This is a genomic window from Telluria sp. ZT3P26 (genome assembly GCF_059686035.1).
Window position 1 is genome coordinate 518,150 of record NZ_JCASII010000002.1, and the last position, 26,569, is coordinate 544,718.

At 64.5% G+C, this 26,569-nt stretch carries 26 protein-coding genes and 1 riboswitch; of the genes, 13 read left to right on the forward strand and 13 right to left on the reverse strand.

Annotated elements, in window-relative coordinates; translation table 11 throughout:
• Positions 1-229 precede the first annotated feature (229 nt).
• The 3 genes from dksA to AC56LN_RS10150 form a co-directional block, all read right to left on the reverse strand.
• Positions 230-679 carry an RNA polymerase-binding protein DksA gene (gene dksA, locus AC56LN_RS10140; RefSeq protein ID WP_482896902.1) on the reverse strand — a complete coding sequence of 150 codons (450 nt, stop codon included), beginning with the start codon at positions 677-679 and terminating at the stop codon, positions 230-232.
• A 255-nt stretch (positions 680-934) separates the two neighbouring features.
• Positions 935-2,008, reverse strand: coding sequence for a CobW family GTP-binding protein (locus AC56LN_RS10145; RefSeq protein ID WP_482900159.1), 1,074 nt, complete (start codon positions 2,006-2,008; stop codon positions 935-937).
• 145 nt (positions 2,009-2,153) lie between these two features.
• Positions 2,154-3,032, reverse strand: a complete 879-nt coding sequence (locus tag AC56LN_RS10150; protein WP_499571415.1) for an alpha/beta fold hydrolase — start codon at positions 3,030-3,032, stop codon at positions 2,154-2,156.
• Between the two features lie 138 nt (positions 3,033-3,170).
• Between AC56LN_RS10150 and AC56LN_RS10155 the strand changes: the two genes are divergently transcribed.
• Positions 3,171-3,893, forward strand: a complete 723-nt coding sequence (locus AC56LN_RS10155; RefSeq protein ID WP_499571417.1) for an autoinducer binding domain-containing protein — start codon at positions 3,171-3,173, stop codon at positions 3,891-3,893.
• Between the two features lie 35 nt (positions 3,894-3,928).
• Here the strand turns inward: AC56LN_RS10155 and AC56LN_RS10160 are convergent, their stop codons facing one another.
• The 5 genes from AC56LN_RS10160 to AC56LN_RS10180 form a co-directional block, all read right to left on the reverse strand.
• Entirely contained in the window at positions 3,929-4,879 is a 951-nt protein-coding gene (locus AC56LN_RS10160) for a tyrosine recombinase XerC (RefSeq protein WP_499571419.1), read from the reverse strand.
• Between the two features lie 5 nt (positions 4,880-4,884).
• Complete coding sequence (locus AC56LN_RS10165; RefSeq protein WP_499571420.1) at positions 4,885-5,550, reverse strand: DUF484 family protein; 666 nt, start codon at positions 5,548-5,550, stop codon at positions 4,885-4,887.
• Between the two features lie 108 nt (positions 5,551-5,658).
• Positions 5,659-6,939 (reverse strand): porin, encoded by a 1,281-nt coding sequence (locus AC56LN_RS10170; protein ID WP_499571422.1) that lies wholly within the window; start codon positions 6,937-6,939, stop codon positions 5,659-5,661.
• A 215-nt stretch (positions 6,940-7,154) separates the two neighbouring features.
• Entirely contained in the window at positions 7,155-8,204 is a 1,050-nt protein-coding gene (locus AC56LN_RS10175; protein WP_499571424.1) for a porin, read from the reverse strand.
• 115 nt (positions 8,205-8,319) lie between these two features.
• Positions 8,320-8,493, reverse strand: coding sequence for a hypothetical protein (locus AC56LN_RS10180; RefSeq protein WP_499571426.1), 174 nt, complete (start codon positions 8,491-8,493; stop codon positions 8,320-8,322).
• Positions 8,494-8,674: 181 nt separating this feature from the next.
• Between AC56LN_RS10180 and AC56LN_RS10185 the strand changes: the two genes are divergently transcribed.
• Entirely contained in the window at positions 8,675-10,294 is a 1,620-nt protein-coding gene (locus AC56LN_RS10185) for an SEL1-like repeat protein (protein ID WP_499571428.1), read from the forward strand.
• A 143-nt stretch (positions 10,295-10,437) separates the two neighbouring features.
• Here the strand turns inward: AC56LN_RS10185 and dapF are convergent, their stop codons facing one another.
• From dapF to AC56LN_RS10200, 3 genes are read right to left on the reverse strand one after another with little or no spacing between them, the layout of a single operon-like run.
• Complete coding sequence (gene dapF, locus AC56LN_RS10190) at positions 10,438-11,289, reverse strand: diaminopimelate epimerase (protein WP_499571430.1); 852 nt, start codon at positions 11,287-11,289, stop codon at positions 10,438-10,440.
• Positions 11,290-11,293: 4 nt separating this feature from the next.
• Positions 11,294-12,157 carry an LpxL/LpxP family acyltransferase gene (locus tag AC56LN_RS10195; protein ID WP_343025586.1) on the reverse strand — a complete coding sequence of 288 codons (864 nt, stop codon included), beginning with the start codon at positions 12,155-12,157 and terminating at the stop codon, positions 11,294-11,296.
• A complete protein-coding gene (locus AC56LN_RS10200; protein WP_499571432.1) occupies positions 12,154-13,005 on the reverse strand; it encodes a lysophospholipid acyltransferase family protein in 852 nt (283 codons plus the stop codon). The genes AC56LN_RS10195 and AC56LN_RS10200 overlap by 4 nt, the downstream gene beginning before the upstream one ends.
• Positions 13,006-13,189: 184 nt before the next feature.
• Between AC56LN_RS10200 and metK the strand changes: the two genes are divergently transcribed.
• From metK to metF, 6 genes are all read left to right on the forward strand, one after another.
• Positions 13,190-14,356 carry a methionine adenosyltransferase gene (metK, locus tag AC56LN_RS10205; RefSeq protein WP_499571434.1) on the forward strand — a complete coding sequence of 389 codons (1,167 nt, stop codon included), beginning with the start codon at positions 13,190-13,192 and terminating at the stop codon, positions 14,354-14,356.
• A gap of 96 nt (positions 14,357-14,452) precedes the next feature.
• Positions 14,453-15,250, forward strand: coding sequence for a PhzF family phenazine biosynthesis protein (locus AC56LN_RS10210; RefSeq protein WP_499571436.1), 798 nt, complete (start codon positions 14,453-14,455; stop codon positions 15,248-15,250).
• 30 nt (positions 15,251-15,280) lie between these two features.
• Positions 15,281-15,904: a glutathione S-transferase family protein gene (locus AC56LN_RS10215; protein WP_499571438.1), complete on the forward strand. Its 624-nt coding sequence runs from the start codon at positions 15,281-15,283 to the stop codon at positions 15,902-15,904.
• A 96-nt stretch (positions 15,905-16,000) separates the two neighbouring features.
• Positions 16,001-16,073: riboswitch (S-adenosyl-L-homocysteine riboswitch) on the forward strand.
• Positions 16,074-16,102: 29 nt separating this feature from the next.
• The gene (ahcY, locus tag AC56LN_RS10220; RefSeq protein WP_482896919.1) at positions 16,103-17,515 is read left to right on the forward strand and encodes an adenosylhomocysteinase; all 1,413 of its coding nucleotides are present in this window, start codon (positions 16,103-16,105) and stop codon (positions 17,513-17,515) included.
• A 91-nt stretch (positions 17,516-17,606) separates the two neighbouring features.
• Complete coding sequence (locus AC56LN_RS10225) at positions 17,607-17,963, forward strand: phage holin family protein (RefSeq protein WP_482896920.1); 357 nt, start codon at positions 17,607-17,609, stop codon at positions 17,961-17,963.
• Entirely contained in the window at positions 17,950-18,780 is an 831-nt protein-coding gene (gene metF / locus AC56LN_RS10230; protein ID WP_499571441.1) for a methylenetetrahydrofolate reductase [NAD(P)H], read from the forward strand. Before AC56LN_RS10225 ends, metF begins: the two co-directional genes overlap by 14 nt.
• Positions 18,781-18,860: 80 nt before the next feature.
• On the opposite strand, the gene AC56LN_RS10235 is transcribed toward metF, so the two are convergent.
• Positions 18,861-19,466 carry a 5-formyltetrahydrofolate cyclo-ligase gene (locus AC56LN_RS10235; protein WP_499571443.1) on the reverse strand — a complete coding sequence of 202 codons (606 nt, stop codon included), beginning with the start codon at positions 19,464-19,466 and terminating at the stop codon, positions 18,861-18,863.
• A 32-nt stretch (positions 19,467-19,498) separates the two neighbouring features.
• On the opposite strand from AC56LN_RS10235, the gene AC56LN_RS10240 reads away from it, so the two are divergent.
• The 5 genes from AC56LN_RS10240 (at position 19,499) to AC56LN_RS10260 (ending at position 25,962) form a co-directional block, all read left to right on the forward strand.
• Complete coding sequence (locus AC56LN_RS10240) at positions 19,499-21,523, forward strand: lytic transglycosylase domain-containing protein (protein WP_499571444.1); 2,025 nt, start codon at positions 19,499-19,501, stop codon at positions 21,521-21,523.
• Positions 21,524-21,676: 153 nt separating this feature from the next.
• Positions 21,677-22,393 carry a glutathione S-transferase family protein gene (locus AC56LN_RS10245; RefSeq protein WP_499571446.1) on the forward strand — a complete coding sequence of 239 codons (717 nt, stop codon included), beginning with the start codon at positions 21,677-21,679 and terminating at the stop codon, positions 22,391-22,393.
• Positions 22,394-22,397: 4 nt separating this feature from the next.
• Positions 22,398-23,495 (forward strand): multifunctional CCA addition/repair protein, encoded by a 1,098-nt coding sequence (locus tag AC56LN_RS10250; RefSeq protein WP_499571448.1) that lies wholly within the window; start codon positions 22,398-22,400, stop codon positions 23,493-23,495.
• Positions 23,496-23,685: 190 nt separating this feature from the next.
• Positions 23,686-25,254, forward strand: coding sequence for a diguanylate cyclase (locus tag AC56LN_RS10255; protein WP_499571449.1), 1,569 nt, complete (start codon positions 23,686-23,688; stop codon positions 25,252-25,254).
• A gap of 48 nt (positions 25,255-25,302) precedes the next feature.
• The gene (locus AC56LN_RS10260; RefSeq protein ID WP_482896927.1) at positions 25,303-25,962 is read left to right on the forward strand and encodes a GNAT family N-acetyltransferase; all 660 of its coding nucleotides are present in this window, start codon (positions 25,303-25,305) and stop codon (positions 25,960-25,962) included.
• Position 25,963: 1 nt separating this feature from the next.
• Here AC56LN_RS10260 and AC56LN_RS10265 read toward each other — a convergent pair whose 3' ends face one another.
• The gene (locus AC56LN_RS10265) at positions 25,964-26,473 is read right to left on the reverse strand and encodes an Lrp/AsnC family transcriptional regulator (protein WP_183554481.1); all 510 of its coding nucleotides are present in this window, start codon (positions 26,471-26,473) and stop codon (positions 25,964-25,966) included.
• Between the last annotated feature and the right edge of the window lie 96 nt (positions 26,474-26,569).

The following is a 26,569-nucleotide window of genomic DNA, read 5'->3' on the forward strand; positions in this document are numbered from 1 at the left end:
TAGCACGGACCCCGGCCACATATGCTGTGCATAAGTGGAAGGCCATCAGTGTAGCCGAAGGGCAATTTTGGTATGGTACCGAGCAATTGTAGCGTGCGCGCATGATCGGGACGGCAGCTGTCATGCGTCGTTACAAACATCAAGAAATGGTGTCTGCACATAAAAAAAGCATGCGACAGCGCGCATGCTTTTTTGCTGATGCCGAATCGTCGTTCAGCACCGTCGTCAATCAGTCGCCGTACAGCTTCTGCTTGAGTTCGCGACGCTGCTGGGCTTCCAGCGACAGCGTGGCGGTCGGACGGGCGATCAGGCGCGGGATGCCGATCGGCTCGCCGGTTTCTTCGCACCAGCCGTATTCGCCGCCGTCGATCGACTGGATCGATTGCTGGACTTTCTTGAGCAGCTTGCGCTCGCGGTCGCGGGTGCGCAGTTCAAGCGCATGTTCTTCTTCGATGGTTGCACGGTCGGCCGGATCGGGAACCAGCACGGTTTCGCGCAGGTGTTCCGTGGTTTCGCCGGCGTTCTTGAGCAGCTCGCGCTCGAGTTCCTGCAGGCGGTTCTTGAAGAATGCCAGCTGGGCCGCATTCATGTAGTCGCCTTCGCTCATTGCACGAATCTCGTCTTCCGTCAGGAGGCGTTCTTCGGACTGGGCGGTATTCGGTTTCGTTGTTTTAGTCATGATGCCTTCGATACGACAGAGGTTTGCATTTTATCAGCTTGCCCATTAGTAACACCGCACGAAAGGGTGCTTGCCGGGCAGGCTGCCTTGATGACGCCGGTACGCCATCCTATCGCCGTCCTCGCCGCATGGGCGGCAAGGGCGGTTCACCACTGGCTGTTTGAGGCGCGTCGTGGCGGTCCGTGCGGCCCGGCCTGGCACACTGTCGACGCATGGCGACGGACACGCCTGCTAGGCCAGTCAAACTGATGCAGTTTATACCAAACACTGTTCCAATCCGCGGATAAATACGTCTTTTGGTAAATTTTTACCAATAAAGACCATCTTGGTGGCGGGCGTTTCATTCTCCCCCCATTTCGGTCCCACGTCGCTACCCATGATCTGGTGCACGCCCTGGAACACGACCTTGCGATCGACGCCGTCCATCCGCAACACACCCTTGTAGCGCAGCATTTGCGGGCCGAAGACCTGGACCAGGCTGCCAAGGAATTGTTCCAGGCGCTCGGGGTCGAAGGCGCGCTCGCTCTTGAACACGAACGCGGCGATGTCGTCGCTGTGGTGGCTGTGGTGATGGTCGTGGCTGCACGACGCATCGTGCACGTGGTCGTGGCCGCAATCGGCGCCATGCTCGTGCTGATGATCATGGTCGTGATCGTGCCCGTCTTCGCCGTCCACGCGCAGGAAATCGGGATCGATATCCAGCTTGTCGTTCAGGTTGAAGCCGCGCAGGTCAAGCACGTCGGCGATCGGCGCGCGGCCGAAGTCGCTCGTGGCAATCGGTGCGCGCGGGTTGATGCGCTGCAGGCGCGCCTTGAGCGCATCGACGGCGGCGGCATCGACCAGGTCGGTCTTGGACAGCAGGATCTTGTCGGCAAAGCCCACCTGGCGCTGGGCTTCCTCGTGCGCGGTCAATTGTTCCATCGCGTGGCGGGCATCGACCACGGTGACGACGGCGTCGAGCAGGTAGTGGGCGCCAACTTCTTCATCGACAAAGAAGGTCTGCGCCACCGGGCCCGGATTGGCCAGGCCCGTCGTTTCGATGACGACGCGGTCAAAACTGATCTCGCCGGCAGCGCGTTTCCGTGCCAGGCTGTTGAGTGCTTCGATCAGGTCGCCACGCACGGTGCAGCAGATGCAGCCGTTGTTCATCTCGATGATCTGCTCGCCAGAGTCCTGCACCAAAATTTCGTTGTCGATGTTTTCTTCACCGAATTCATTCTCGATGACGGCAATGCGCATGCCGTGGTCTTCCTGCAGGATGCGGTTGAGCAGGGTGGTCTTGCCCGCGCCGAGAAAGCCGGTGAGGATGGTGCTGGGGATCAGGTCCATTGGTTTGCTACTCATGGTTGACATCAGGGTTGGACGAAAGAACCGGGGGATTATGCCGCAATTCTTGCAACCTCACCATCTGGCGTGTCGCGTGCTGATCGCGTTCAAACCATGGAGTAAATTTCTGGCCGGATTGGCAGGGTGTCTACTTCTTGCCGGCCGCCTCGTCCGCGCGTGCGGTGTCGGCCGCGGCAATGACCTGGGCAATCGCGGCAACCACGAGCTGCGGTTGTTCCTGATGGATGTTGTGGCCGCTATCGGGCGTTACCACGTGGCTGCCGCGCCTGAAGCCGCGAAAGAAGCGCGCATGCAGGTCGCGCCAGACGTCGACGGCTGCCGGGGTTTCCAGAAAGAGTTGCGGCTGCTCGCGGCGCTGGACGGACGTGAGTACCACGACCGGCACATCCGGCAAGGGCCCGGCCAGGGGCAGCGTGCCGCTGTCGAGGATCGCCTGTACCTGGGCCAGTTCGGGCTGGAACTTGGGCGGCATGTATTGCACCAGCAGGCGGGCGTCGTTGTCGACCGCGGCAGCATCGAGCTTGCGCAGTTCGGTGTTCTGGTGCTCGTCGCTGGGGTCGACGAACACCATGCCGGCGATCTCGGCCGGATGGCGTGCGGCGTAGCTGCGAATCAGGAAGCCACCGTAGGAATGGCCGACCAGCACGAAGGGCGGGCGCACGCCTGCAGCGGCGATCACTTGTTCCAGTTCATCGGTACGGCTGGCCACGGTGGGCGTCCCGGGCCGCGCCTCCGAGCGGCCATGGCCGGCGCGCGAGTACGTGATCACCTTGTTCGACCTGGCCACCTGCGGCGCCACATCGCGCCACACGTTCAGGTCGCGCCCGAAGCCGGACTCGAAAATGACGGTATAGGGCCCGGTGCCCAGGCTGACCAGCTGCACCCGATACGGGCCGACGTTCAGCAGTTCGGGTGCGTCCTTCGGCATGGCAGCAGGCGTTTGCGCGCCGGCAAACGTGCTCAGTGTCAGCAGGACGGCACCAAGGGTGCGGGACAGGTAGACCATAGTGACTCCATCAAATGCGTTGTCATCCTGTCTGCATGCGGCGACAATTGGATGTGAAGCAATAGTCTAAGAAATGCGGCAAGACACCGGTACTGTCAAATATGTCAGTCGGGCAGCGGGCTGGGGATGGGAGAAGCGGTGACAAACGAATCGATGGCGCAATGGCGTACCCGTCATCTGGACGCAATGGGCCGGGCCGTGGATGCGGATGGCCTGTTTGCGGTCGTCGCCGGCGCCGCGCGCGAACTGGGTTTCGACTATTGCGCCTACGGCATGCGCAAGCCAATGCCGCTGTCGAAACCGTCGACCGTGATGCTGAACAATTACCCGGATGCGTGGCAGGCGCGCTACGCCAATCAGGGTTATCTGGGGCAGGATCCCACGGTCCGGCATGGCGCGGCATCGCTGTTGCCGCTGTTGTGGAGCGAGCCGGTATTCGCACAGGCGCGCCCGCTGTGGGAAGACGCGCGTGGCCATGGTTTGCAGGTGGGCTGGGCGCAGGCGTCGCGTACGCCGGACGGTTGTGTCGGCATGCTGACGCTGGCGCGCTCGCACGATGCGCTGTCCGAGACCGAGCTGGACCAGAGCGAAGCCAATATGTCGTGGCTGGCGCATGCGGCGCACCAGAGATTGGCCCGCCTGCAGCGGCCAGCGTCCGGTACGCCGGCGCTGGCGCTCAGTGCGCGGGAGGCCGAAGTGTTGCGCTGGATGGCCGACGGCAAGACCTCGAGCGAGGCCGGCACCATCCTCAGCCTGTCCGAGCGGACCGTCAACTTTCACGTTGCCAATGCCCTGCTCAAGCTGGGCGCGGCCAACAAGACCGCCGCCGTGGTCAAGGCCGCGTTGTTCGGCCTGCTTTAAGACGCTGGGTCGAGACGCTGGTTCAAGACGCCGGCTCAGGACTCCGGCTTGGCTTTCGCCCGCGGGTGCGCCGCGTCATACACTTTGGATAAGTGCTGAAAGTCCAGTGCCGTATAGATTTGCGTGGACGTGATGCTGGCGTGGCCCAGCAGTTCCTGCACCGCGCGCAGGTCGCCCGACGATTGCAGCAGGTGCGACGCGAACGAATGGCGCAGCACGTGCGGGTGCACGTGCACCGGCGTGCCGGCGCGCAGCGCGTGCTGTTTCAGGCGGGTTTGCACGACGCGCGGCGTGATGCGGGTGTCGCGCGCGGACAAAAACAACGCGGCGCCCCCGTCGCGGGCGGCAGGGCGCACCGCGAGCCAGCGCGCCAGCGCCTCGCACGCCGGCCCGCCCACTGGCACCCGGCGCATCTTGTTGCCCTTGCCGGTCACCACCACTTCGCCCGCCTGCAGGTCGAGCCAGCCCAGCGAGCCTGGCTGACCGCCGCGCGCATCCTGCCAGGCCACGTCCAGGCCCGCCAGTTCCGACACGCGCAGTCCGCTCGAATAGAGCAGCTCGAACATCGCGTGATTGCACAATTCGAACGGCTCGAGATGGCCGCGCTGGTTTGCTTCCATCAATTGCACGGCGTCGTCGACCGCCAGCGCCTTCGGCAGGCTCTGCGCGCGCTTCGGGGCGCGCACGCCGTCCACTGGATTGGCGGCAAGGGTCGTCTGGTGCGACAGCCATTCATAGAAGCCGCGCCAGCCGGACAGCTTGCGCGCAATGGTGCGCGCGGACTGGCCACCGGCATGCAGCTTGCCGGCAAAGCGGCGGATGTCGGCGTGCACCAGCTTGGCCCAGTCGCTGTGGCCGGCCAGCGCCGCGAGTTCGGCCAGGTCGCGCCGGTAGGCCGCGATCGTGTGCGGCGACAACTGGCGCTGGGTGGCCAGTTCGCCGAGATAGCGCGCGGCCCAGTCGGATGGCGGCTCGCGCGTGTCCATGCCGGTCAGGCGCGCAGCGGCGCCAGGGCGGTGGTGGCGGTGGCAGCGATGTGGACCAGGAAATCGGTCGCCATCGCGGTAGTGAAGCGTGCCGGATCGGGCGAGCCGAGCACCAAGAGGCCAAAGCTCTGGCCCGGCGGACCGAGCGGCAGCATGACCGTCGAGCGGATCGATTCGGCGTCGTCCAGCCAGCGCACCGCTTCGAAATCATTGTTCGGGCCGCAGTACGGAGCGCGCAGGCTGTTGGCGAAGATGCGTGCATCGTCCGACACATTGCTGGCAAACCAGGCGTCGGCATGTTCCGGCGCCACATGCCACAGGCGCAATGTCACTTGCGGCACGGTGAAGTGGGCGCGCAAGCCTTCGGTCAGGTCGCGCGCCATCGCGGCGCCGCCTTGCGACACCAGCAGGGACTGGGTCCAGGCATGGAAGCGGTTGGCAATGCCGGCGTTTTCTTCGGCGCGGCGCGACAGGTCGGCCAGGCGCAGTTCGAGCGCGCGGTACTTGTCGCGCATCACTTCCATCTGGCGTTCCTGAAGCGACACGGTGCGGCCGGTCAGCGGACTCGACAGTTTCACCTCACCCAGCAGGCCGGCTTGCTCCTGGAAAAACTGCGGGTGATCGGTCAGGTATTGCGCGACGGTGCTGGCGTCCAGTGGTGCAGTGCTCATGGGGAAATAGGGTGTTGGAATGGATCGGGTCATTTTAACCGACGCTGGGCGTTGCACCGGAGAACAAAAAAGACGCCCGCAGGCGTCTTTGCGTGAGCGCGGGCGCGGTCAGAAGCGGTGACGAACACCCAGCTGCAAGGCGCGGCCATCGGCGCCCGGGGCTTCGGTGAAGCCGCCCGGGTTGCCCGAGGTGCCTGGCGAATACTGGGCTTCGTTGTCGTTCTTGATGAACGCCAGCGCCGTGTACAGGTCGGTACGCTTGGACAGGTAATAGTTGTAGCCCAGCGCGTACAGATTGGCATCGCTGTTGGACGCGGTGCGGTCGTTCTGGTGCGCGTACGATGCGACGACGCGGCCATTGCCGAGCTTGTAGTGGACGCCGACCTGATAGCTGTTGGCGTCCTGCTTGGTGTTGGCCGAAATCGCGCTGGCGAAGATGCCGCGCAGGGCCAGCTGGTTCGGCAGTGGAATGCCTTGCGCGGTCAGCGCTGGCGCCACGGCGGTGTCCCAGCCGCGCAGGTAGTCGGGAATCAGCGCCGAGTTCTCGTTGCGCTGGCTGTGGAAGCCGGCAAAGAATTTCCAGCTCTCGCCCAGCGCGTAGGAGCCGCCGACGGTCAGCGTGCGCAGGCTCGGACGGTTTTCCTGGTCGTAGCCATGGTTGTAGCCGACGCCGACGTCGAAACCGTTGGCTTTGTACGTCAGCGCGCCGGCGCGGAACTTGTTATAGCGGCCGAGGTAGCCGGAATTGCGCGCGCCGTACATCACCGAGCCGCCCAGGCCGTTCGGCAGCGCGATGCGGTACTGGATGGCTTCCTGCGAGCGGATGTCCGCGCCCAGTGCGGTAAAGCCGGCGGTGCCGCCGGTGACGTGGCCCCAGGTACCAGCCGTGCCCGATTCAAACGCATCGGCCATATTGAACACTTCGTAGCCCGGGGTGTACATGCGGCCCAGCAGCACGGCGCCGATCGGGGTGATCAGGCCGACCATCGAGGTGCGGTCGAACAGGGCTTTTTCCTGGTTGACGGCGGGCGCGCCCGGCGTCTGGATGGCCGCTTGCAGACGGTCGCGGATCGCGACCGGGATACGTTCCATGCCGCGCAGCAGGTAGCGGCCCGGATTGTCGTTCATCAGCGTTGGCTGCTGCGAACCGGTATCGAGCTCGACGCGGGCTTCGAGATTGAAAATCGCCTTGTAGCCATTGCCCAGGTCTTCGGAGCCGCGCAGGCCGAGGCGCGAGCCGTCGGCGCCGCCGCTGTAGATCTTGGTCGGGCCACCTTTTTGCCACATCACGCCGGCGTCGGCAATGCCGTAGATCTGGACACTGGTCTGGGCCAGGGCGGTGCTTGCGAAGGTCGCGCCGAGCAGGGCGACGATAAGGCGTTTGTTCATCATGTCTCCATATTATTTTCTTGTCGCGTGGCATAAGCCCGCTACGCAAATATGCCATTGCCTTGCTGCACTGTACAGAACGCTCGTGCGGATACGGCCTGGTGGCGCGTTGTCGTTGTGAAAAGGCTACAGAGAGTCGCATATGACAAGGGCGGACACCGTTGCCGATGCCCGCCCTGCAGGAGGTCGCGGCGTGCGCCGCCGTCGCTGTTGTGTCAGAACGTGTGGTGAATGCCGATGTCGTACTGATTGACGGTGCCCGGGGCGCTCAAGCGGCCCTTCTTGCGCGACACGTCGAAATACAGGTAGGTGCGCTTGGACAGGCTGTATTCATAGCCCAGCGACAGTTGCTTGACCTTTTCCAGGCCGTCAGTGTCCTTCTGACCATAGCCAGCGAGGAATTTACCAGGACCGACCGTGTAATTGGCGCCCACGACCCACGAACTGGTGTCGGTATTGAACAGGCGCGTATTGTCGTCGTCGAGCCGTGTGAACGTACCCATCAGCTTGAGTTCGGGCGTCGGATTGACCGAAGCGCCGATCGACCAGACCTTCGATTCGACGGCGTTGCGCTCGTAGGCCGCCATCAGCGCGGCCGGCCCGTTGGTGTAGGTGCCCGAGATGGAGAACGGATTGGTCGAGGCTTCGGCGCCGGCCGCGTACTGCGGCGCCGCTGCGCTGCCACGGCCGATGATGGCCACGGCGCCATTGTTTTCTTTGGTGGCGATGGCCGTATTGAGCTGGAAGCCGCTCACGACAGGCGAGTTGTACCAGACTGCATTCGACCAGCGATTATTGGACGAACCGACCGGGTCGAGGGGCTGCGAGCTGTAGCCGGCCACGCTCAGGTCGGTATAAAAGCCGCCCGCGGTTTCGATCGCGTGGAACGGCTCGAAGGCGCCGATGGTTTCGTGGAACGGGGTCAGGCCGCGGCCGATGCGCAGCATGCCGAAGTCGCCCTGCAGGCCGACGCGGCTCTGGCCCTGGAACAGCCGGCGCCCATTGCCGTCAGGCCCGATTTCGGTGCTGCCGGTATCCGGCTCATAGCGCGTTTCAAGCTGGAACAGGGCCTTGAGGCCATTGCCCAGGTCTTCGGTGCCCTTGAAGCCGAGGGTATTGGCCGAACGCTTGCCGATGCTGACGTTCTGGCTGCTGCGCTTGACGATGCCGGCATCGAGGTTGCCGTAGACCTGTACTGACGTCTGCGCATGGGCCGCACCGGCGCAGGCGCCAAGCAGTGCGACGGCCAGGAGAGAGGTCTTCATCGGGGTAATCCTGTCAATAAAGTAAACACGTACATCTGGAGCGTTGAGACCCTGGCTGAACGCGTGATACGTGCACCTCAAATCTTTCAAACGTCAAGACTAGCTAATCCGTCAATTATCGGGTGGCTGCCGCGCTCCTTGCCAATAAATCGAACCGTGCTGTTGTATTTTTGAAACGAGCGGCATAAAACCAAGCAACACGGCGCATGGCGACCGGGAAATCCGGCGTCACCGAAGGCGGTAAGTCGGTTTGCCTTGCGATGATCCGCAATAGTTTCATCGGTTTCATGCTGTTTTGCGACCTCTCAATCCGCTCCGGAATCCGATCGAATCGCCACCTGCGACGGCGTAGACTTTGGCCTCGTTCGCACAGCAGCGCCGCGTCGCGCGGATCGCTTGTATATTTGCAACTTCCACGTTGCCGCTGTGTGTCGCAGGCACACTATCCACGTCTTTCACGTATTCCAACGATGGCAAACCGCGAAGAACTGGCGATCATCCGCAATGCCCGTGCCGGCCAGGTGGCGGCCCAGCTCGCGCTGGGCAAGCTGTACCTGTTTGGCAGCAGCGGCCTGCCGCAAAGTCTTCCCACCGCGCTGCACTGGCTCGAGCGCGCCGCGCGGCAAGATTGTCCGCCGGCCTGGCAATTGATCGGCAACCACATCCCGCTTGAACTGGCGCAGCGCGACGCAGCAGGCGTATCGCAGTGGTACGAACGCGCCTATGACGACGGCAGCGTGCATGCCGGCCTCGTGTTTGCGCAACTGGTGCTCGATCCGCTGGCGCCGGTCGCGCAGCAGTCACAGAAAGCCGTGCGCGCACTCGAAGACGCAGCGCGGGCCGGGTTTTCCCATGCCCAGGTGCTGCTGACCCGCCAACACGAGCAGGCCGCCCGCCGGTCGTCAGCCACGCCGGCCATTGCGGTCCGTGCGCCTGCCGCACGTGGCGCGTTGCATGGCGAACGATCCGCACCGGTGCAGCGCGCGGCCATGGCGCAGCAGGCCGGCCTCGATGCCTTGTGGTTCGCGCGGCGCTGGGCCGACTATCTGCGCCTGGCGTTGCCGCAGGCACGGGCGCTGGTGGACGAGCATGGCGAACGCGGCGAGCCCGGCGAACTGCGCCGGCTCGCGCCGGACGAAGTCGCGCTGCTGTCGCGTTGCGCGCGCCTGCTCGATCCGGCGCTCGCCGACGTCGATGGTGTCGGTGGTGCGGCGCTGGATGACGCTGTGTCCGCGCCTTGCGATCCGGGCGAGCTGGCCGTCTTCTGGGAACTGGCCGCCGCCGAACACGACCCTTACGCGCAACTGGTGCTGGGCCTGCGTTGTGCGCGCATGCGGGTGGATGGCCGGCGGCTTGACAGTGGCGATGCGCATGCTGCTCAGGTTGCCAATTTCAAGCGGGCGATCCGGTGGTTGACGCTGGCGGGCGAGCAGGGGCTGGCCGAGGCCTGGTACGCACTGTCGCGCATTTATATCAAGCCAGAATTTTCACAACGTAATGTGGCCGATGCCCAGCGCTATCTCGAGCGCGCGGCCGGGATGGGGTATCGCGCCGCCCAGATCGAATGCGGGCATAACGCCTGGCGCGCGCGTCGCGAAAACGAAAACAACGATGTGCAGGCGGTGTACTGGCTGCAGAAGGCGGCTGCGCAAGGTGCGCCCGAAGCGGCCGGCCTGCTGCACAAGATCGCGCCACGTGTGGACACCACGCCGTACACCGAGACGGGCGCCTTGCTGGCGCTGCATGCCGGGACACTGGCCGCGCATCCGCTGCTGGCCGCGCGCCTCGAACTGGCGCAGCTGTTCAACCTGTCGCGCGCCGAAGCCTTGCTGCTCGATGTGGTTGCCGCCGACCAGGGCCACTGCCTGGTGATCGATATCCGCGCCAGTTACGGGCGCAGCAAGCGGCGATTGGTGATGGTGGCGTCGGCGCCCGAGCGCCAGGCGCTCGATCGCATCGTGCGCCTGTTCGACGCAGTCGATTGTAGCCCGGCCGGGCCGGAAGGCAACTACCGCCAGCGCCTGTACCGGCTGCGCACGCTGCTCAATCATGTGGCGCCTGATCGCGGCGATGAGGGACTGGTGGCTTGATGGGCATACCGGTAGGGTGAGCGGGTCTCCCGCTCACGCGTTCAACATGAACCAATTATGTGGCACACCATCGATCGTTGAACGCGCGGACGTGAAACCTGCCTCGCCGACCGCATCCACCTGACGGCCGGGCGGCCTCAGGATCAGATCTCGACTTCGCCTTCGAACACAGACACGGCCGGGCCGCTCAGGTACACCGGCTGGTCGGGCCCGGCCCAGGCGATGCTGAGTTCGCCGCCACGGGCCGAGACACGCACCGGCGAATCCAGCAGGCCGCGCCGGATGCCCGCCACGACCGCAGCGCAGGCGCCGGTGCCACAGGCCAGCGTTTCGCCCGCGCCGCGCTCGAACACGCGCAGACGGATGTGGTGCCGGTCGATCACTTGCAGGTAGCCCGCATTGACGCGTTTTGGAAAGCGCACATGGCGCTCGATGAGGGGGCCAGTTTCTTCCACCGGCGCTGCATCGACATCGTCGACCACCTGCACCGCATGCGGATTGCCCATCGACACCACCGACACGAAGACGGTGTCATCGCCAACCGGCAGCGGCCACAGGGTGTCGTCGCCCTGGACCATGCCTGCCAGGCCGGTCTCATCGAACGGCACGTCCGCCGGCACGAGACGCGGTGCGCCCATGTCGACCGTGACGCTGCCGTCGTCTTCCAGGCGCGGCGTGATGATGCCCGACATGGTCTGCACGCGGATGCTGCGCGCCTGCGTCAGTCCCTTGTCGACGACAAAGCGCACGAAGGCGCGCGAGCCGTTGCCGCACTGCTCGACCTCGCCGCCATCGTTGTTGAAGATGCGATAGCGAAAGTCCACGTCGGCATCCAGCGGGCGTTCCACGACCAGGATCTGGTCGGCGCCGATGCCGAAGCGGCGGTCGGCCAGGCGGCGCCATTGATCGACGCTCAGGTCGACCTGCTGGTTGATCGCGTCGACAACGATGAAGTCGTTGCCGGCGCCGTGCATCTTGGTGAATTTCAGTTTCATGGCTTCAATCGTACAGCGAAGGTTCACCCGGCGGCCGGGTTTTAAAGCGTTTGTGGGTCCAGAAATATTGTTCCGGCGCCTCGCGCACGCGCTCTTCAATAAAAGCGTTCATGCGGCGGGTCGCTTCGACCATATCGTCACCCGGATAGTTTTCCCAGGCCGGGTAAAAGCGCACGCGCCAGCCCTGGTAATTCGGCAGGTAGGTGGCAATCACGGGAATGACCTTGGCGCCGGTGGTGCCGGCAATCCGGCCCAGCGCGGTGAGCGTCGCGGCCGGCACGCCGAAGAACGGCACGAATTCGGCATCCTTTTCGCCGAAGTCCATGTCCGGGAGCATGAAGTAGGGCAGGCCGTCACGCAGTGCGCGCAGGATCGGCTTGATGCCTTCCTTGCGCGTGACCAGGCGCACCGGGCCGTAGCGTTCGCGGCCATGGCGCAGCAGGCGGTCGAAATCGGCGTTCTTTTGCGGCACGTACATGCTGCACACCGGAATCACACGGGCGCCGATGCCGGCCACGTCCAGGCACACGAAGTGCGGACACAGCAGGATCGTCGGGCCGTCCTGCATGGCGGCCAGTGGCACCGACGGTTCGATCTGGATCAGGCTGCGCACGCGTTCTTCCGGCGCCCACCACAGGATCGAGCGCTCGAAGATGCTGCGGGCGTAGGCGCGGAAATGCTGCTTGGCGATCGTACGGCGTGCCCGTTCATCGAGCTCGGGCAGGCACAGGCGCAGATTGGTCAGCGCGATCTTGCGGCGCTTGCCCAGGATCACGAACATCAGGCTGCCGACCGCTTCGCCGAAGCGGCCCAGAATGGGCAACGGCAAGAAATGCAGCAACCACATGAATCCCAGCAAGATCTTCATGGTGCGACCTCGGTGTCAGGGCCCGCCACGCCGTCCGGCTGCTTGTAGCGGTTATAGCTCCAGAAATACTGGGCCGGCGCACGGGCGATCAGTTGCTCCATCGCGCGGTTGATGGCGGCCGCCTGCTCGGCACCCGTGCCCGACAGGTCGCCATCGAATTCGACGAAGCGCACGATGTAGCCGGCGCCATGCGGCCGGCGCTCGGCATACACCAGCAGGATGTCGGCCTTGCCGAGCTGGGCCAGCTTGGCCGGCAGCGTCATCGTGTAGGCGTTGCGGCCGAAAAACGGCGCCCAGACGCCTTCGCCTTCTTGCGGCACCTGGTCTGGCAGCAAGCCGATCGGCTGGCCGCTCTTGAGGGTCTTGGCCAGGATGCGTACGCCCGACAGATTAGCCGGTGCCAGGTGCAGGTTGTGGCGCGCACGGGCGCCCTCGACCAGCGGCTTCAGCGCACTCTTGCGCGGCGGGCGATACATGACCGTCAACGCCGTGCGCAGCGCAATTTGCTGGGCCGTCATCTCGAAGCAGCCCAGGTGTGGCGTAAGAAAGACAATCCCGCGACCAGCATCGAGCCGCGCCTGGACCAGGTCCCAATTTTCCACTGTGGCATGCCTGGCAACCCGCTGCGGGTTGGCGCACCAGACGAACGCGAGCTCGATGGCGGCCTTGCCGGCCTCGGCCACGGCCGCGTGCCAGTGGGCGTCATAGCCGGCCTGGATCAGGTTGGCGCGCAGGCGCTTGCGATACGATGGCGACAGGCCATAGACCAGCCAACCCATCGCGGTGCCCAAGGCGTGCAGGAGTGGCAACGGAAACACCGAGAGTGTTCGGAAAAGTACAACTAGCATGTCGATTGTTGGGTTGCGGACGCCACGCGCGTTTCCACACCAAAATTCCAAGGAAGCGTAAAATACCACTTTATGCAGGATCCGCCGAGTTAACAGACAACTTGCGAAGCGGAATATAAATGTCGCTAAAGCGTCGCAGGCTCAGTTTGCTGCGGCAGAATTATGACCCGTAACAGGAGCCTTCATGTCGAACGACTACCTCTTTACCTCTGAATCCGTTTCCGAAGGCCACCCAGACAAGGTGGCTGACCAGATTTCCGACGCCATCCTCGATGCGATCCTGACCGAGGATCCAACCGCCCGCGTCGCTGCAGAAACGCTGTGCAATACCGGCCTCGTCGTTCTCGCCGGTGAAATCACCACCCACGCCAACGTCGACTATATCAAGGTCGCCCGCGACACCATCAAGCGCATCGGCTACGACAATACCGATTTCGGTATCGACTACAAAGGTTGCGCTGTCATGGTCTGCTATGACAAGCAGTCGCCGGACATCGCCCAGGGCGTCGACGAAGGCAAGGGCATCGACCTCGACCAGGGCGCCGGTGACCAGGGCCTGATGTTTGGCTATGCCTGCGATGAAACGCCGGAGCTGATGCCAGCTGCCATTTACTACGCACACCGCCTGGTCGAGCGCCAGTCGCAGCTGCGCAAGGATGGCCGCCTGCCATGGCTGCGTCCGGATGCCAAGTCGCAAGTCACGCTGCGCTACGTCGATGGCCGCCCGGTTGCCGTCGATACCGTCGTGCTCTCGACCCAGCATCATCCTGACGTCACGCACGCGCAGATCGAAGAAGCCGTCATCGAAGAAATCATCAAGACCACGCTGCCGCGCGAATGGCTCAAGGAAACGCGTTTCCTGGTCAATCCGACCGGTCGTTTTGTCATCGGCGGCCCGCAGGGCGATTGCGGCCTGACCGGTCGCAAGATCATCGTCGACACCTACGGCGGCGCAGCCCCGCACGGCGGCGGCGCGTTCTCGGGCAAGGATCCTACCAAGGTCGACCGTTCGGCTGCATATGCCGCCCGCTACGTGGCGAAGAACATCGTCGCCGCCGGCCTGGCGCGCCAGTGCCAGGTGCAGGTCAGCTACGCCATTGGCGTCGCGCGTCCGATCAATATCACCGTGTACACCGAAGGCACCGGCGTCATCCCGGACGACAAGATCGCAGCGCTCGTCAACGCCCACTTCGACCTGCGCCCGAAAGGCATCGTCCAGATGCTTGACCTGCTGCGTCCGATCTACACCAAGACCGCCGCCTACGGCCACTTCGGTCGCGAAGAGCCGGAATTCACGTGGGAACGCACCGACAAGGCAGCCGAACTGCGCGCAGCGGCCGGCCTCGCCTGAGTTCCTGGCGCGCACGCCGCGACAGCACTGCGAACCCCAAAAATTGCCCCCGCAGTTTTTGGGGTTTTTTCTTGCCCATTGTCATATAAGGACGTCATGCAGGTACTACCCATCTATCAAGTCGATGCCTTCACAGACCGGCTGTTTGGCGGCAATCCGGCTGCCGTCGTCGTGCTGGACGCGTTCCCCGACACGGCGCTGCTGCATGCGATCGCTGCTGAAAACAACCTGTCCGAGACGGCGTTTTTGGTACCGCATGACGGGCAGTACCGGCTGCGCTGGTTCACGCCGCTGGTCGAGATGCCGCTGTGTGGCCATGCGACGCTGGCAAGCGCGGCGGTCGTCATGGAACGGCTCGAGCCCGGTCGCACCGAGGTCGTGTTCGACACGGCAAGTGGTCCGTTGCCGGTGCGGCGTTCTGCAACCGGCTACGTGCTGGATTTTCCTGCGCGCAAGCCAGTGCCCGTGGCGCCGCCGCCCGGTCTGGCAACGGCCCTGGGCTGCAAGCCGCACGAACTGCTCGACGTCCTCGATGATGGGTTCGTGTACACGGCCGTGCTGGCCGACGCACGGATCGTGCGCGCGCTCGCACCGGACTTCGATGCCATCGCGCGCCTGGCCCGCACTGGCCTTGCCGTGACCGCGCTGGGCGACGGCGACTACGATTGCGTCACCCGCTACTTTGCCCCGGCCAAGGGCGTGCCGGAAGATCCCGTCACGGGCAGCGCCCATTGCGCGCTTGCGCCATACTGGGGCGCGCGGCTGGGCAAGACGACACTGCGCGCCTTCCAGGCATCGCGCCGCGGCGGCGAACTGGCGTGCCGGCTGGTCGACGGCCGGGTCGAGCTGGAAGGCGGGTGCGTGTTCTATCTCGAAGGCCGCATCACCGTCTGAACCATCTGCTTTCACTTCACAGGAGCCCCCATGCTGAAAATTCTCGGAAAAGCTGCCTCGCTCAATGTGCGCAAGGTCTTGTGGACCTGCAGCGAACTGGATATCCCGTTCAAGCGCGAAGACTGGGGCGCAGGCTTCCAGTCGCCCCAGCAGGAAGCCTTCCTTGCGCTCAATCCGAACGCGACCGTACCCGTCATTGTCGATGGCGACTTCGTGCTATGGGAATCGAACGCGATCTGCCGCTACCTGTGCGCCAACAGCGCCGAACAGCACCTGCTGCCGGCCACGCCGCGCGCCCGCGCGCTGGTCGAGCAATGGATGGACTGGCAATCCACCGAACTGAACAATGCCTGGCGTTACGCGTTCATGGGGCTGGTGCGGGGCAGCCCGGCGCACCGCGATCCCGACCAGATCGCGGCGAGTATCGCGAGCTGGCACCGGCATATCGGCATCCTCGAGCGCCAGCTGGCCACCACCGGCGCCTACGTGACGGGCGCGCAATTCTCTCTGGCGGACGTCGTGCTGGGCTTGTGCGTCAACCGCTGGCTGCTCACGCCGATGGAGCGGCCGCACTATCCGGCCATCCTCGCTTACATGGAACGCCTGAATGAACGCTCGGGATTCCGCACGTTTGGCGCTAACGGCGAGCCGTGAAGCCCGAACCGCTGGCCGCCGGCACCGGGTCACGCCGTGTACCGATGCCGGGCCAGGCAAGCGTATCCATTGCGGATCAGGCGTGCTAAACTACTTCGTTCCGAGGAGCGTTGCGACTGAAAGACTCCTTTCAGCCAGGCTCGGATATCAGCAACTGCGCTCACGTTACTTTTTTCTAATCATTGAAAGGAGGGCGTGATGAACGCCGTACTCAAAGACACCGCCGACTATCTGGTCGCCGACATTTCCCTGGCCGCCTGGGGCGAAAAAGAAATCCGCATCGCTGAAACCGAGATGCCGGGTCTCATGGCCATCCAGGAAGAATACGCTGCCACGCAACCGCTCAAGGGCGCGCGCATTGCCGGCTCGCTGCACATGACCATCCAGACCGCCGTGCTGATCCGCACGCTGGAAGCCCTGGGCGCCACCGTGCGCTGGGCATCGTGCAACATCTACTCGACGCAAGACCACGCTGCCGCGGCCATTGCCTCGGTCGGCACGCCGGTGTTCGCCGTCAAGGGCGAAACGCTGGACGAATACTGGGAATACACCCACCGCATCTTCGAATGGCCAGGCGACAACCACGCCAACATGATCCTGGACGATGGCGGCGATGCAACCCTGCTGCTGCACCTGGGCGTGCGTGCTGAAACCGACATCTCGGTGCTCGACAAGCCGGGTTCGGAAGAAGAAATCTGCCTGTTCAACGCGATCAAGGGCCGTCTGGCACGTGATCCGAAGTGGTACTCGAAGCGCCTGCCAGAAATCAAGGGCGTGACCGAAGAAACCACGACCGGCGTGCACCGCCTGTACCAGATGCACCAGGACGGCAAGCTGGCCTTCCCGGCCATCAACGTCAATGACTCGGTCACCAAGTCGAAGTTCGACAACCTGTACGGTTGCCGCGAATCGCTGGTCGACGGCATCAAGCGCGCCACCGACGTCATGATCGCCGGCAAAGTGGCCGTCATCGCCGGTTACGGTGACGTCGGCAAGGGCTCGGCCCAGGCCATGCGTGCACTGTCGGCGCAGGTGTGGGTCACCGAAATCGATCCGATCTGCGCACTGCAGGCGGCGATGGAAGGCTACCGCGTCGTGACGATGGATTACGCCTGCGAACACGGCGACATCTTTGTCACCTGCACCGGCAACTACCACGTCATCACCGAGCAGCACATGCTCAAGATGAAAGACCAGGCCATCGTCTGCAACATCGGTCACTTCGACAACGAAATCGAAGTTGCCGCGCTCAAGAAATATGAGTGGGACAACATCAAGCCGCAGGTCGACCACGTCATCTTCCCTGATGGCAAGCGCATCATCCTGCTGGCCGAAGGCCGCCTGGTGAACCTCGGTTGCGGTACGGGTCACCCGTCGTACGTGATGAGCTCGTCGTTTGCGAACCAGACGATCGCCCAGATCGAACTGTTCATGAACACCGAGCAGTATCCGGTGGGCGTGTACACGCTGCCGAAGAAACTGGACGAAAAAGTCGCGCGCCTGCAACTGCGCAAGCTGAACGCCCAGCTGACCACGCTGACCGACGAGCAAGCCAAGTACATCACGGTGAGCCAGGACGGTCCGTACAAGCCGGAACACTACCGCTATTGATCAGTCCCTGACTGTGCAGTAGTCTTTCCGTTGTCATGTGAAACGCCTTTCGGGGCGTTTCGTTTATCCAAATCCACGAAAGTCTGTAACGATGCGCCTGTTAATCACCTGGCTGATCAATGCCGCGGCCCTGATGGCCCTGCCTTACCTGATGCACTCCGTCGAAGTCTCGAGCCTCGGCACCGCCCTGATCGCGGCGCTGGTGCTGGGCCTGGTCAATACCCTGATCCGGCCTGTGCTCGTGCTGTTGACGCTGCCGGTGACGCTGCTCTCGATGGGTCTGTTCATCCTGGTCATCAATGCCGTGCTGTTCTGGCTGGTGGCGAACGTGGTGGGCGGCTTCGAAGTGGCCGGTTTCTGGTCGGCTTTCCTGGCAGCCATCCTGTACAGCATCATTTCGTGGGCGCTTTCTTCCTTGCTTCTCTCCGACAAAGATGGAAACTCCTGATTTCAGTATCGAGTTCTTCCCGCCCAAGACGCCGGAAGGCGCCGAGAAACTGCGCGTCACGCGGGCCAAGCTGGCCGAGTTGCAGCCCAAGTATTTCTCGGTGACGTTCGGCGCCGGCGGCAGTACCCAGGAGGGTACGCTGCAGACGGTGCAGGAAATCCAGGCCGCCGGCCATGACGCCGCGCCGCACCTGTCGTGCGTGGGCGCCACGCGGGCGTCGATCCGTGCCGTTCTGAAGCAGTACCAGGACAGCGGCATCCGGCGCGTCGTGGCGCTGCGCGGCGACTTGCCGAGCGGTTACGGCGGCGCCGGTGAATTGCGCTATGCCAGCGACCTGGTCGAATTCATTCGCCAGGAAACCGGCGACTGGTTCCGCATCGAAGTGGCGGCCTATCCCGAAATGCACCCGCAGGCACGCTCGCCGCAGGACGACCTGCAGGCGTTCGCGCGCAAGGTAGGCGCCGGGGCCGATGCCGCCATTACCCAGTACTTCTACAATGCCGACGCGTATTTTGCGTTTGTCGACAATGTGCGCAAGCTGGGCGTGACGGTGCCGATCGTGGCCGGCATCATGCCGATCACGAACTACACGCAGTTGCTGCGGTTTTCGGACATGTGCGGCGCCGAGATTCCGCGCTGGGTGCGTCTGAAGCTGGCCAGCTTCGGCGACGACAGCGCGTCGATCAAGGCGTTCGGCCTGGATGTTGTCACCGGGTTGTGCGAAAAGTTGCTGGCCGGCGGTGCGCCGGGGCTGCATTTCTACAGCATGAACCAGGCAGTGCCGACGACGGCGATCTGGCAGCGGCTCAGGCCTTGAGCGGCTGCGTTAATGTGATTTGAACGCGTGGGCGGCTTGCCGTCCACGCGTTCAAATCACGTTCGATATGCCCGGTTACATCACGCTTCGGTAATCACCCGATCAAGCGGCACATCGTGCGCGTCGCCGACAAATTCGACCAACTGGCACGCATACGCAATGCCCACCGTGCTCGGACGCGGCTCGGGCGCCAGCGTCCGGTCATAAAATCCCCCGCCATACCCCACGCGATACCCCTGCGCATTGAACCCCAGGCACGGCACCAGCAATGCCGGCGGCCGCGCCACCATGCGCAACTCGGCCGGCACCGCCACACCCATTCGGTCCTTTACGGTCGGCTCGCCCGGCAACCACTCGGCAAATTCCAGCGCCGCATGGCGCGCCACGACCACGGGCAGCGCCAGCCGTACGCCTGCCGCCGCCAATTCCGCGTACGCTGGACCCAGATCCGGCTCGCCCGCGAGCGGCCAGTAGACGGCCAGCGATGCATGGGGATGGGCGTGCCACCACGCCAGTACCCGCGCGCCGATGCGCGCGTCCCACGCGGCCTTGTCTGCCGGATCGAGCGCACGCCGCCGTGCCTTGAGTGTGTCGCGCAACAACGCCTTGTCTTGATGTGGTTGCTGTAGAGCACTTGTGTCTGGGTGCTGCACGGAGGTGCGTGGTATTCTTGGTTCGCCGGTCATGGTTTCAATGCAGCGTATTGTGAGAGTGGTGGATGTTTCAATCGAAATTGCCTGTCGGCGTGTTGCCGGCTGCTATTGCCCTTGTTCTGAGTCTGGCGTTCGCGCCCGGCGCAGCGGCCCAGGAAGACCCGGAAGCACCCGCGCCCGAGGTAGCACTGTCCCCCGTTCCGGCGGGTGCGCCTTCCGTGGCGGGCGCCGCCAGCCGCGCTGACGACGACAACTTCATGTTGCTGCACGAAGCGGCGCGCCAGAGCGACGAAGCGCGTGCCAACGCCATTGCGTCGCGCCTGCCGGTGACCAATTACCTGCTGGCATCCTACGTTGACTATTATCGTCTGAAACCACGCCTGCGCGATGCCATCCAGGACGAGGTCTTGCAAGTGCTGCGGCGCCACGAAGGCACGGCCGTGGCCGAACAGCTGCGCGCAGAATGGCTGATGGAGCTGGGCAAGCGCCGCGAATGGAACACGTTCGAACGCGAAGCGGGCACACTTGCCCAGTCCGGCAGCCTGCCGATCCGCTGCTACGCGCTGCTGGCCAGGGCCGAGCGCGGTGAGCGCGTTGGCGATGAAGCGCGCGCGATCCTGAAAACCCCGGCCGGCTACGGCGACGCCTGCGGCGCCCTGATCGCGCAACTGGTCGCCAATGGCCAGTTCAACGAAGCCGATCTGCTCACGCAGCTGCGCCTGGCGGGCCTGGACAATGCCAGCGGCCCGGCGCGCCGCGCTGCTGTCCTGCTCGGCTTGCCCGAAACCCGCGCCACCCAGGCGGTCGACCTGCCCGCCGTGGCCATGGCGCGCGGGATCGGCAACAGCCGCGCCGAGCGCGAGCTGTATCTGGTCGCCGTGGGCCGCATGGCACGCACCACGCTGCGCCTGGCGGTGGCCGGCCTGGAAAAGAACAGCGCCCAACTGACGGCCGAAGAACGCGCGATCGGCTGGGCCAATGTGGCGCTGGCCGCCTCGATCGTGCTGGCACCCGAAGCGCACGCGTACTGGGAACGTGCGAACGGCGCACCCTTGAGCGACTTCCAGATGCAGTGGAAGACGCGCATGGCGCTGCGCCGCGGCGACTGGAAAACCGTGCGCACCACCATTGAAAGCATGCCGCCGACGTTGCGCGCGGATTCGACCTGGGTCTACTGGCTCGGGCGCGCGCACCAGGGCGAAGGCCGCCCGGCCGAGGCGCGCGCGCAGTGGCAGAGCATCGCAGGGCAGACGACCTTCTATACCCAGCTGGCGCAGGAAGAACTGGGCAACCAGGTGGTCGCGCCGCCCCCGATCGCGCCAATCACGGCTGCCGAACTGGCCCAGGCCACGGCAAATCAAAGTCTGCAGCGGGCCATCAAATTCTACGATCTGCGCCTGCGCGCCGAAGGCAACCGCGAATGGAGCTGGGGCTTGCGCAACCTGTCCGAACGCCAGTTGCTGGCTGCCGCCGAGCTGGCGCGCCGCAATGAGCTGCTCGACCGCATGGTCGAGACGTCGCTGCGCACGCGCACTGAAATGAGCTACGACCAGCGCTTCCCGGCGCCGCACCTCGACGTGCTGCGGCCCACGGCCCAGGGTCTGAGTTTGGACAAAGCCTGGGTGTATGGCCTGATCCGCCAAGAGTCGCGCTTCATCCGCGATGCGCGCTCGGGCGTGGGTGCATCGGGCCTGATGCAGGTGATGCCTGCTACCGGCAAGTGGGTGGCAGCCAAGATTGGCCTGAACAACTTCGTCACCAGCATGCTCAACGACCTGCACGTGAACATCACGCTCGGGGCCAACTACATGACGATGGTGCTGAACAATTTTGAGGGCTCGCAAGTGCTGGCCACGGCCGCCTACAACGCCGGCCCGAGCCGTTCGCGCACCTGGCGCAGCCGGCTCGACGCACCGATGGAAGGGGCGATCTTCGTCGAAACCATCCCGTTCACCGAAACGCGCGGCTACGTGCGTAACGTGATGGCCAACGCCACCAATTACGCGTCGATCTTCGAGGGCAAGCCGCAGTCGCTCAAGGCGCGCCTGGGCACGATCACGCCGCGGCCGTCCACGTCCGTGCTGGACTGACAGGCAAGGCCAGACTGCGGTTCGCCCTGCTGCCGGGTGACCGCCTTGACAGGCGCAGCATTGGGCCGCAAGCTGACGTGGATTACCGCAGCCGTCCCGGGCTTCCAACCGCCGCCCGGGATGGCCTTCGCCACGTACCCCTGACGAGACCCCATGCAGACCATCGAACGCGACCCGATCCTCACCCAGACCCTGGACCAGAGCCGCAGCCCCGGCTTGACGCTCATCATCGGCAACAAGAACCTGTCATCGTGGTCGATGCGCCCCTGGGTCGCCGCCATGGCATTCGGGATTCCGTTCACTGAAATCAAGGTCTTGCTCGACCAGCCCGACACGTCCAACGAGATCGCGCGCTACTCGCATGCGGGCCGCGTGCCGGTGCTGCTGGCCGGCGAAATGACGGTGTGGGACAGCCTGGCGATCACCGAATACCTGGCCGAGCAGTTTCCCGACAAGCATATGTGGCCGCAGGACGTGGCGGCGCGCGCGCTGGCGCGCTCGATCGTGGCAGAGATGCACGCCGGCTTTGGCGAACTGCGCAGCGCGATGCCGATGAATATCCAGGCCCGCCTGCCGGGCCGCGGCCGCACGCACGGGGCCCAGGCCGACATCGGCCGCGTCTGCGAAATCTGGGAAGACTGCCTGTCGCGCTTTGGCCACCACCAGTTCCTGTTCGGCGCGTTCTCGGTTGCCGACGCCTTCTATGCGCCGATCGTGCTGCGTTTCCAGACCTATGGCGTGATGCTGGCCCCGGCGCTGCAGGCGTATTGCGAGCGCGTGCTGGCCCATCCGGCCGTGGCGCGCTGGGTGAACGAGGCGATGCTGGAAAACCACCCGACGCCGTTGCACGACGCCGATTTGCCGGAGTAAAGCGATGCGCAGTTATGTTGTCGGCGGCGCCGTGCGCGATGCGCTGCTCGGTCTGCCGGTCAAGGACCACGACCACGTGGTCGTGGGCGCCACCCCCGAACAGATGATCGAGGCCGGCTTTCGCGCCGTGGGCAAGGATTTCCCGGTCTTTCTGCACCCGAAGACGCAGGAGGAATACGCGCTGGCGCGCACCGAGCGCAAGACCGCGCCCGGCTACCACGGCTTCGTGTTCCATGCGGCGCCCGACGTCACGCTCGAGCAGGACCTGGTGCGGCGCGACCTGACCATCAATGCGATGGCGCAGGGCGAGGATGGCGTGATCGTCGATCCGCTGGGCGGCCGCGCTGACCTGGAAGCGCGCCTGTTCCGGCATGTGTCCGATGCCTTTGCCGAAGACCCGGTACGCATCCTGCGCGTCGCGCGCTTTGCCGCGCGCCTGCCCGAATTCCGGGTGGCGGACGACACCAATGTCCTGATGCGCCAGATGGTCGAGGCAGGGGAGGTCGATGCCCTCGTGCCCGAGCGCGTCTGGCAGGAGCTGGCACGCGGCCTGATGGAACGCCAGCCGTCGCGCATGCTGCTCGTGCTGGACGAGTGCGGTGCGCTGGCGCGCCTGTTGCCCGAGCTCGATACACAGGCGCACACGCTGCGCGTCATCGACACCGCCGCGCAGCAGGACCACCCGCTCGAGATCCGCTTCGCCGCGCTGATGCGCGACGTTGGCACGGCCGCCGTCGAGGCAGTGTCGAAACGCCTGAAAGTGCCCAACGAATGCCGCGACCTGGCCTTGATGACGGCGCGCGAGCATGGCGTGCTGGCGCAGGCGCGCGCACTCGATGCCGAGGCGCTCGTCACGCTGTTCGAGCGCAGTGATGCTTTCCGCAAGAGTGACCGGTTTGCCCAGATGTTGCTGGCCACGCGTTGCCACGCGGCCGATCCGGAGCACGACCCGGCAGGCGACTGGCTGCTGCAAGCCCTTGGCACGGCGCGGGGCGTGGATGCCGGCGCCGTGGCCGCGCGCTGCGACCAGCGCGACCGGATTGCGCAGGCCGTACATCTGGCGCGCGTGGATGCCGTGGCCGCCATTTGTAATAAAGTGTGAAAAACCGCGCTGTAGAGCGTCACAGTTACATGTAGTTACACCCCGCGTACAGTGTGGCCCAACGTTTTGCTATTCTTCAATATGTTAATTGTTGCGTTGGAGAAAAACGATGTTCAGGATGCCGGGACGGCGGGTAGTGAGTTGGGTACGGCGCCGCCGCCTGTTATTGGCGACCCTGGCTGTCGTATTGATGAGCGCGCTGCTGGTGTTTCTGTACACCCGCACCGAGGTGATCGACCCGGAAGTGCGCAGCAACGTCCTGCTCAACCTGCGCGAATTCGAGAAGCTCGATGCCGAATGGGATGCCAACCTGCTGCGCGCCCACACCGGCCGCGCCGCACTCCGGCCCGACCTGAGCTCGCAACTGCCGCGCATGCGCATCCTGATGGCGCGGCTGGAAGAAGCCGCGCCGCTCACCGGCAGCCACGCCGCCACCGAGGCCTGCGCCCAGCTACGGGTGGCGCTGCGCAACAAGGAAATGCTGGTGGCCGAGTTCGCGCGCCACAATCCGCGCCTGCGCGCAGCGCTGCTGCACATGCCACCGGCCGTGGCCGACCTGAAAACCGAAATTTCGGGCATCGAAGGCGCGCTGGCGCCGGCCCAGTTCGTCGTGCGGCTCGACACGACGCTCAATGCGCTGCTCACTGACATCCTGCGCTACAACATCGCGCCGTCGCCGTTGCTGGCAACCCGCATCGAAGAAATCCTCGGCAATGTCGCCGCCCAGGAGATCGCCTTTTCGCCCGCCGTCGTCGACAAGATGGACGCCGTGATCCTGAGCAGCCGCGTGATCCTCGAAAAGCGGCCGCTGGAAAACCTGCTCGAAGCGCAGATCGCTGCCGTCGGCAGTGATGTCGTGCTCGATCGCCTGGAGCAGGAATTCGAGCGCTCGTTCACCACCGTGCTGCTCGAGCGCCAGCGTTTTCGCGGCTACCTGGCGGCGTATTCCGGCCTGTTGCTGGTGCTGCTGGTCTATGCCGGCGTGCGCCTGCGCCGCAGCTACCGGATCATCGGCGTCGTCAACCATCGCCTGCAGGCGGCCAACGAAACCCTCGAGCAGCGTGTGGCCGAGCGTACTGCCGAGCTGCAGGCGCAGTCGGTCCAGCTCGAGCGCCTCGCCCAGCACGACAGCCTGACCGGTCTGATCAATTATCGGCAACTGACCCGCCTGCTCGAACGGGCGCTGGCCCGCGCCGACCGCCGCGACAGCGTCGTGGTGCTGATGTTCATCGACCTGGACGGTTTCAAGGCGGTCAACGATACCTGGGGCCATGCGACCGGCGACCTGGTGCTCAAGACTGTCGCGCGCCGTGTGCAGGCCAGGCTGCGCGCCGAAGATGCGCTGGCGCGCCTGGGCGGCGATGAATTCGTTATCCTGCTCGAAGACGTGACGTCGCGCGATGGTGCGCTGCGCGTGGCGCGCCTGGTACTGGCCGAAATCGAATCGATCACCGAGGCCGATGGTCATGCCATCAGGATCTCGGCCAGCATCGGCATCGCCAGCGCGCGCGGCCAGATGGGTGCAGCGCGCGGGCAGGAAACCCTGCTGGCCGAGGCCGACCAGGCCATGTACGCAGCCAAGCAGGCCGGCAAGGGCCGCTTCGTGGTCAGCGAGCACGCGCAGTGGCGCGACGAAGACGATCCGGCGGCACCGGCGGGACCGGCGCCGGAGCAGGCGCGGCGCGAGCGTGCCAAAGAGGGCGCCGCCGGCAGCACGGCGACGACCAGGAACGCAGCAAACGCCGACCGGATCGGCTAAGATTCACAGGCGACATCGACAGGTTGTCGCGCACGGGAAGGTGTGAACATGCTGGACAATCCATTACGCCGCTGGTTACAGGGCTTGCGCGGCAAGAAAGGGCAGCCGCCGGTCCTGGTCAAGGAATTGCACGAGCGCGACCGCCGCCGTGTGCTGCGTCATCTGCTCGCCCTCGACAAGGATGACCGCCTGCTGCGCTTTGGCAGCATGATGTCCGACGACGGCATCACGGCGTATGTCGGCAAGCTCGATTTCGAGCGCGACATCGTCTTTGGCGTCGTGAGCAATGTGTTCCAGCTGGTGGGTATGGGGCACCTGGCGTTCGCGCCGACCGAAGGGCGCACCAGCACCGCCAAGGCGCAGGTGGCCGAGTTCGGCGTGTCGGTGTCGGCCTCGGCCCGCGGGCAGGGCGTGGGCACGCGCCTGTTCCAGCGCGCGGCGATCCACTGCCGCAACTCAGATGTCGACACGCTCTACATGCAGTGCCTGACGTCCAACAAGACGATGATGCATATTGCAAAAAAGGCCGGGATGGTCGTCACGCGCGAATACGGCGAGGCCGACGCCCACCTCGAATTGCCGCCGCCCAGCCCGGGCAGCGTGATGGCCGAGGCGTTGGAGGAGCAGTTCGCGGCCATTGATTACACGGTCAAGGCCAACACGCGGGCGGCAGTGAAGTTCTTCACGCCACGCAAGCCGCGGCAGTAATTCACACCAGCGGCATCGCCGTCGTTTCCTTGATCCGCTGCAGCGCAAAGCTCGACTTCACATCCAGCACGGCCGGATGCTTGAGCAGCGTGCCCATCATGAAGCGCGAAAAGTGGTCCATGTCGCCCACGTGCACGCGCAATAAAAAGTCCATGTCGCCCGTCATCGCGTAGCACGCGACGACTTCCGGCCAGCTGCCCACCGACACCGCGAAATCGTTGCGCGGCGACGTTGCCGGCAAGCCCGGCTGACGCGTGGTGCTGGCCACTTCGCTGTGCTTTTCCAGCCGCACGTTCACATACGCCAGCAAGCCGAGGCCGATCTTGTCGGAGTCGAGCAGCGCCACGTACTGGCGGATCACGCCCGCTTCTTCCAGTCGCTTGATGCGGCGCAGGCAGGGCGACGGCGACAGGTTCACGCGCTCGGCCACATCCTGGTTCGACAGGCGGCCGTCGTTCTGCAAAATCTCCAGGATTTTACGATCTGTTTTATCCAGCTCAATCTTTGACATACCTTCCCCACGTCGGTCTTTTGTATGGCAATTTTATTGCGCAATTCAAGAAGGAGGGGGAATTGTTTGGAATTTAATGCTGGGGGGGCAGGTCTA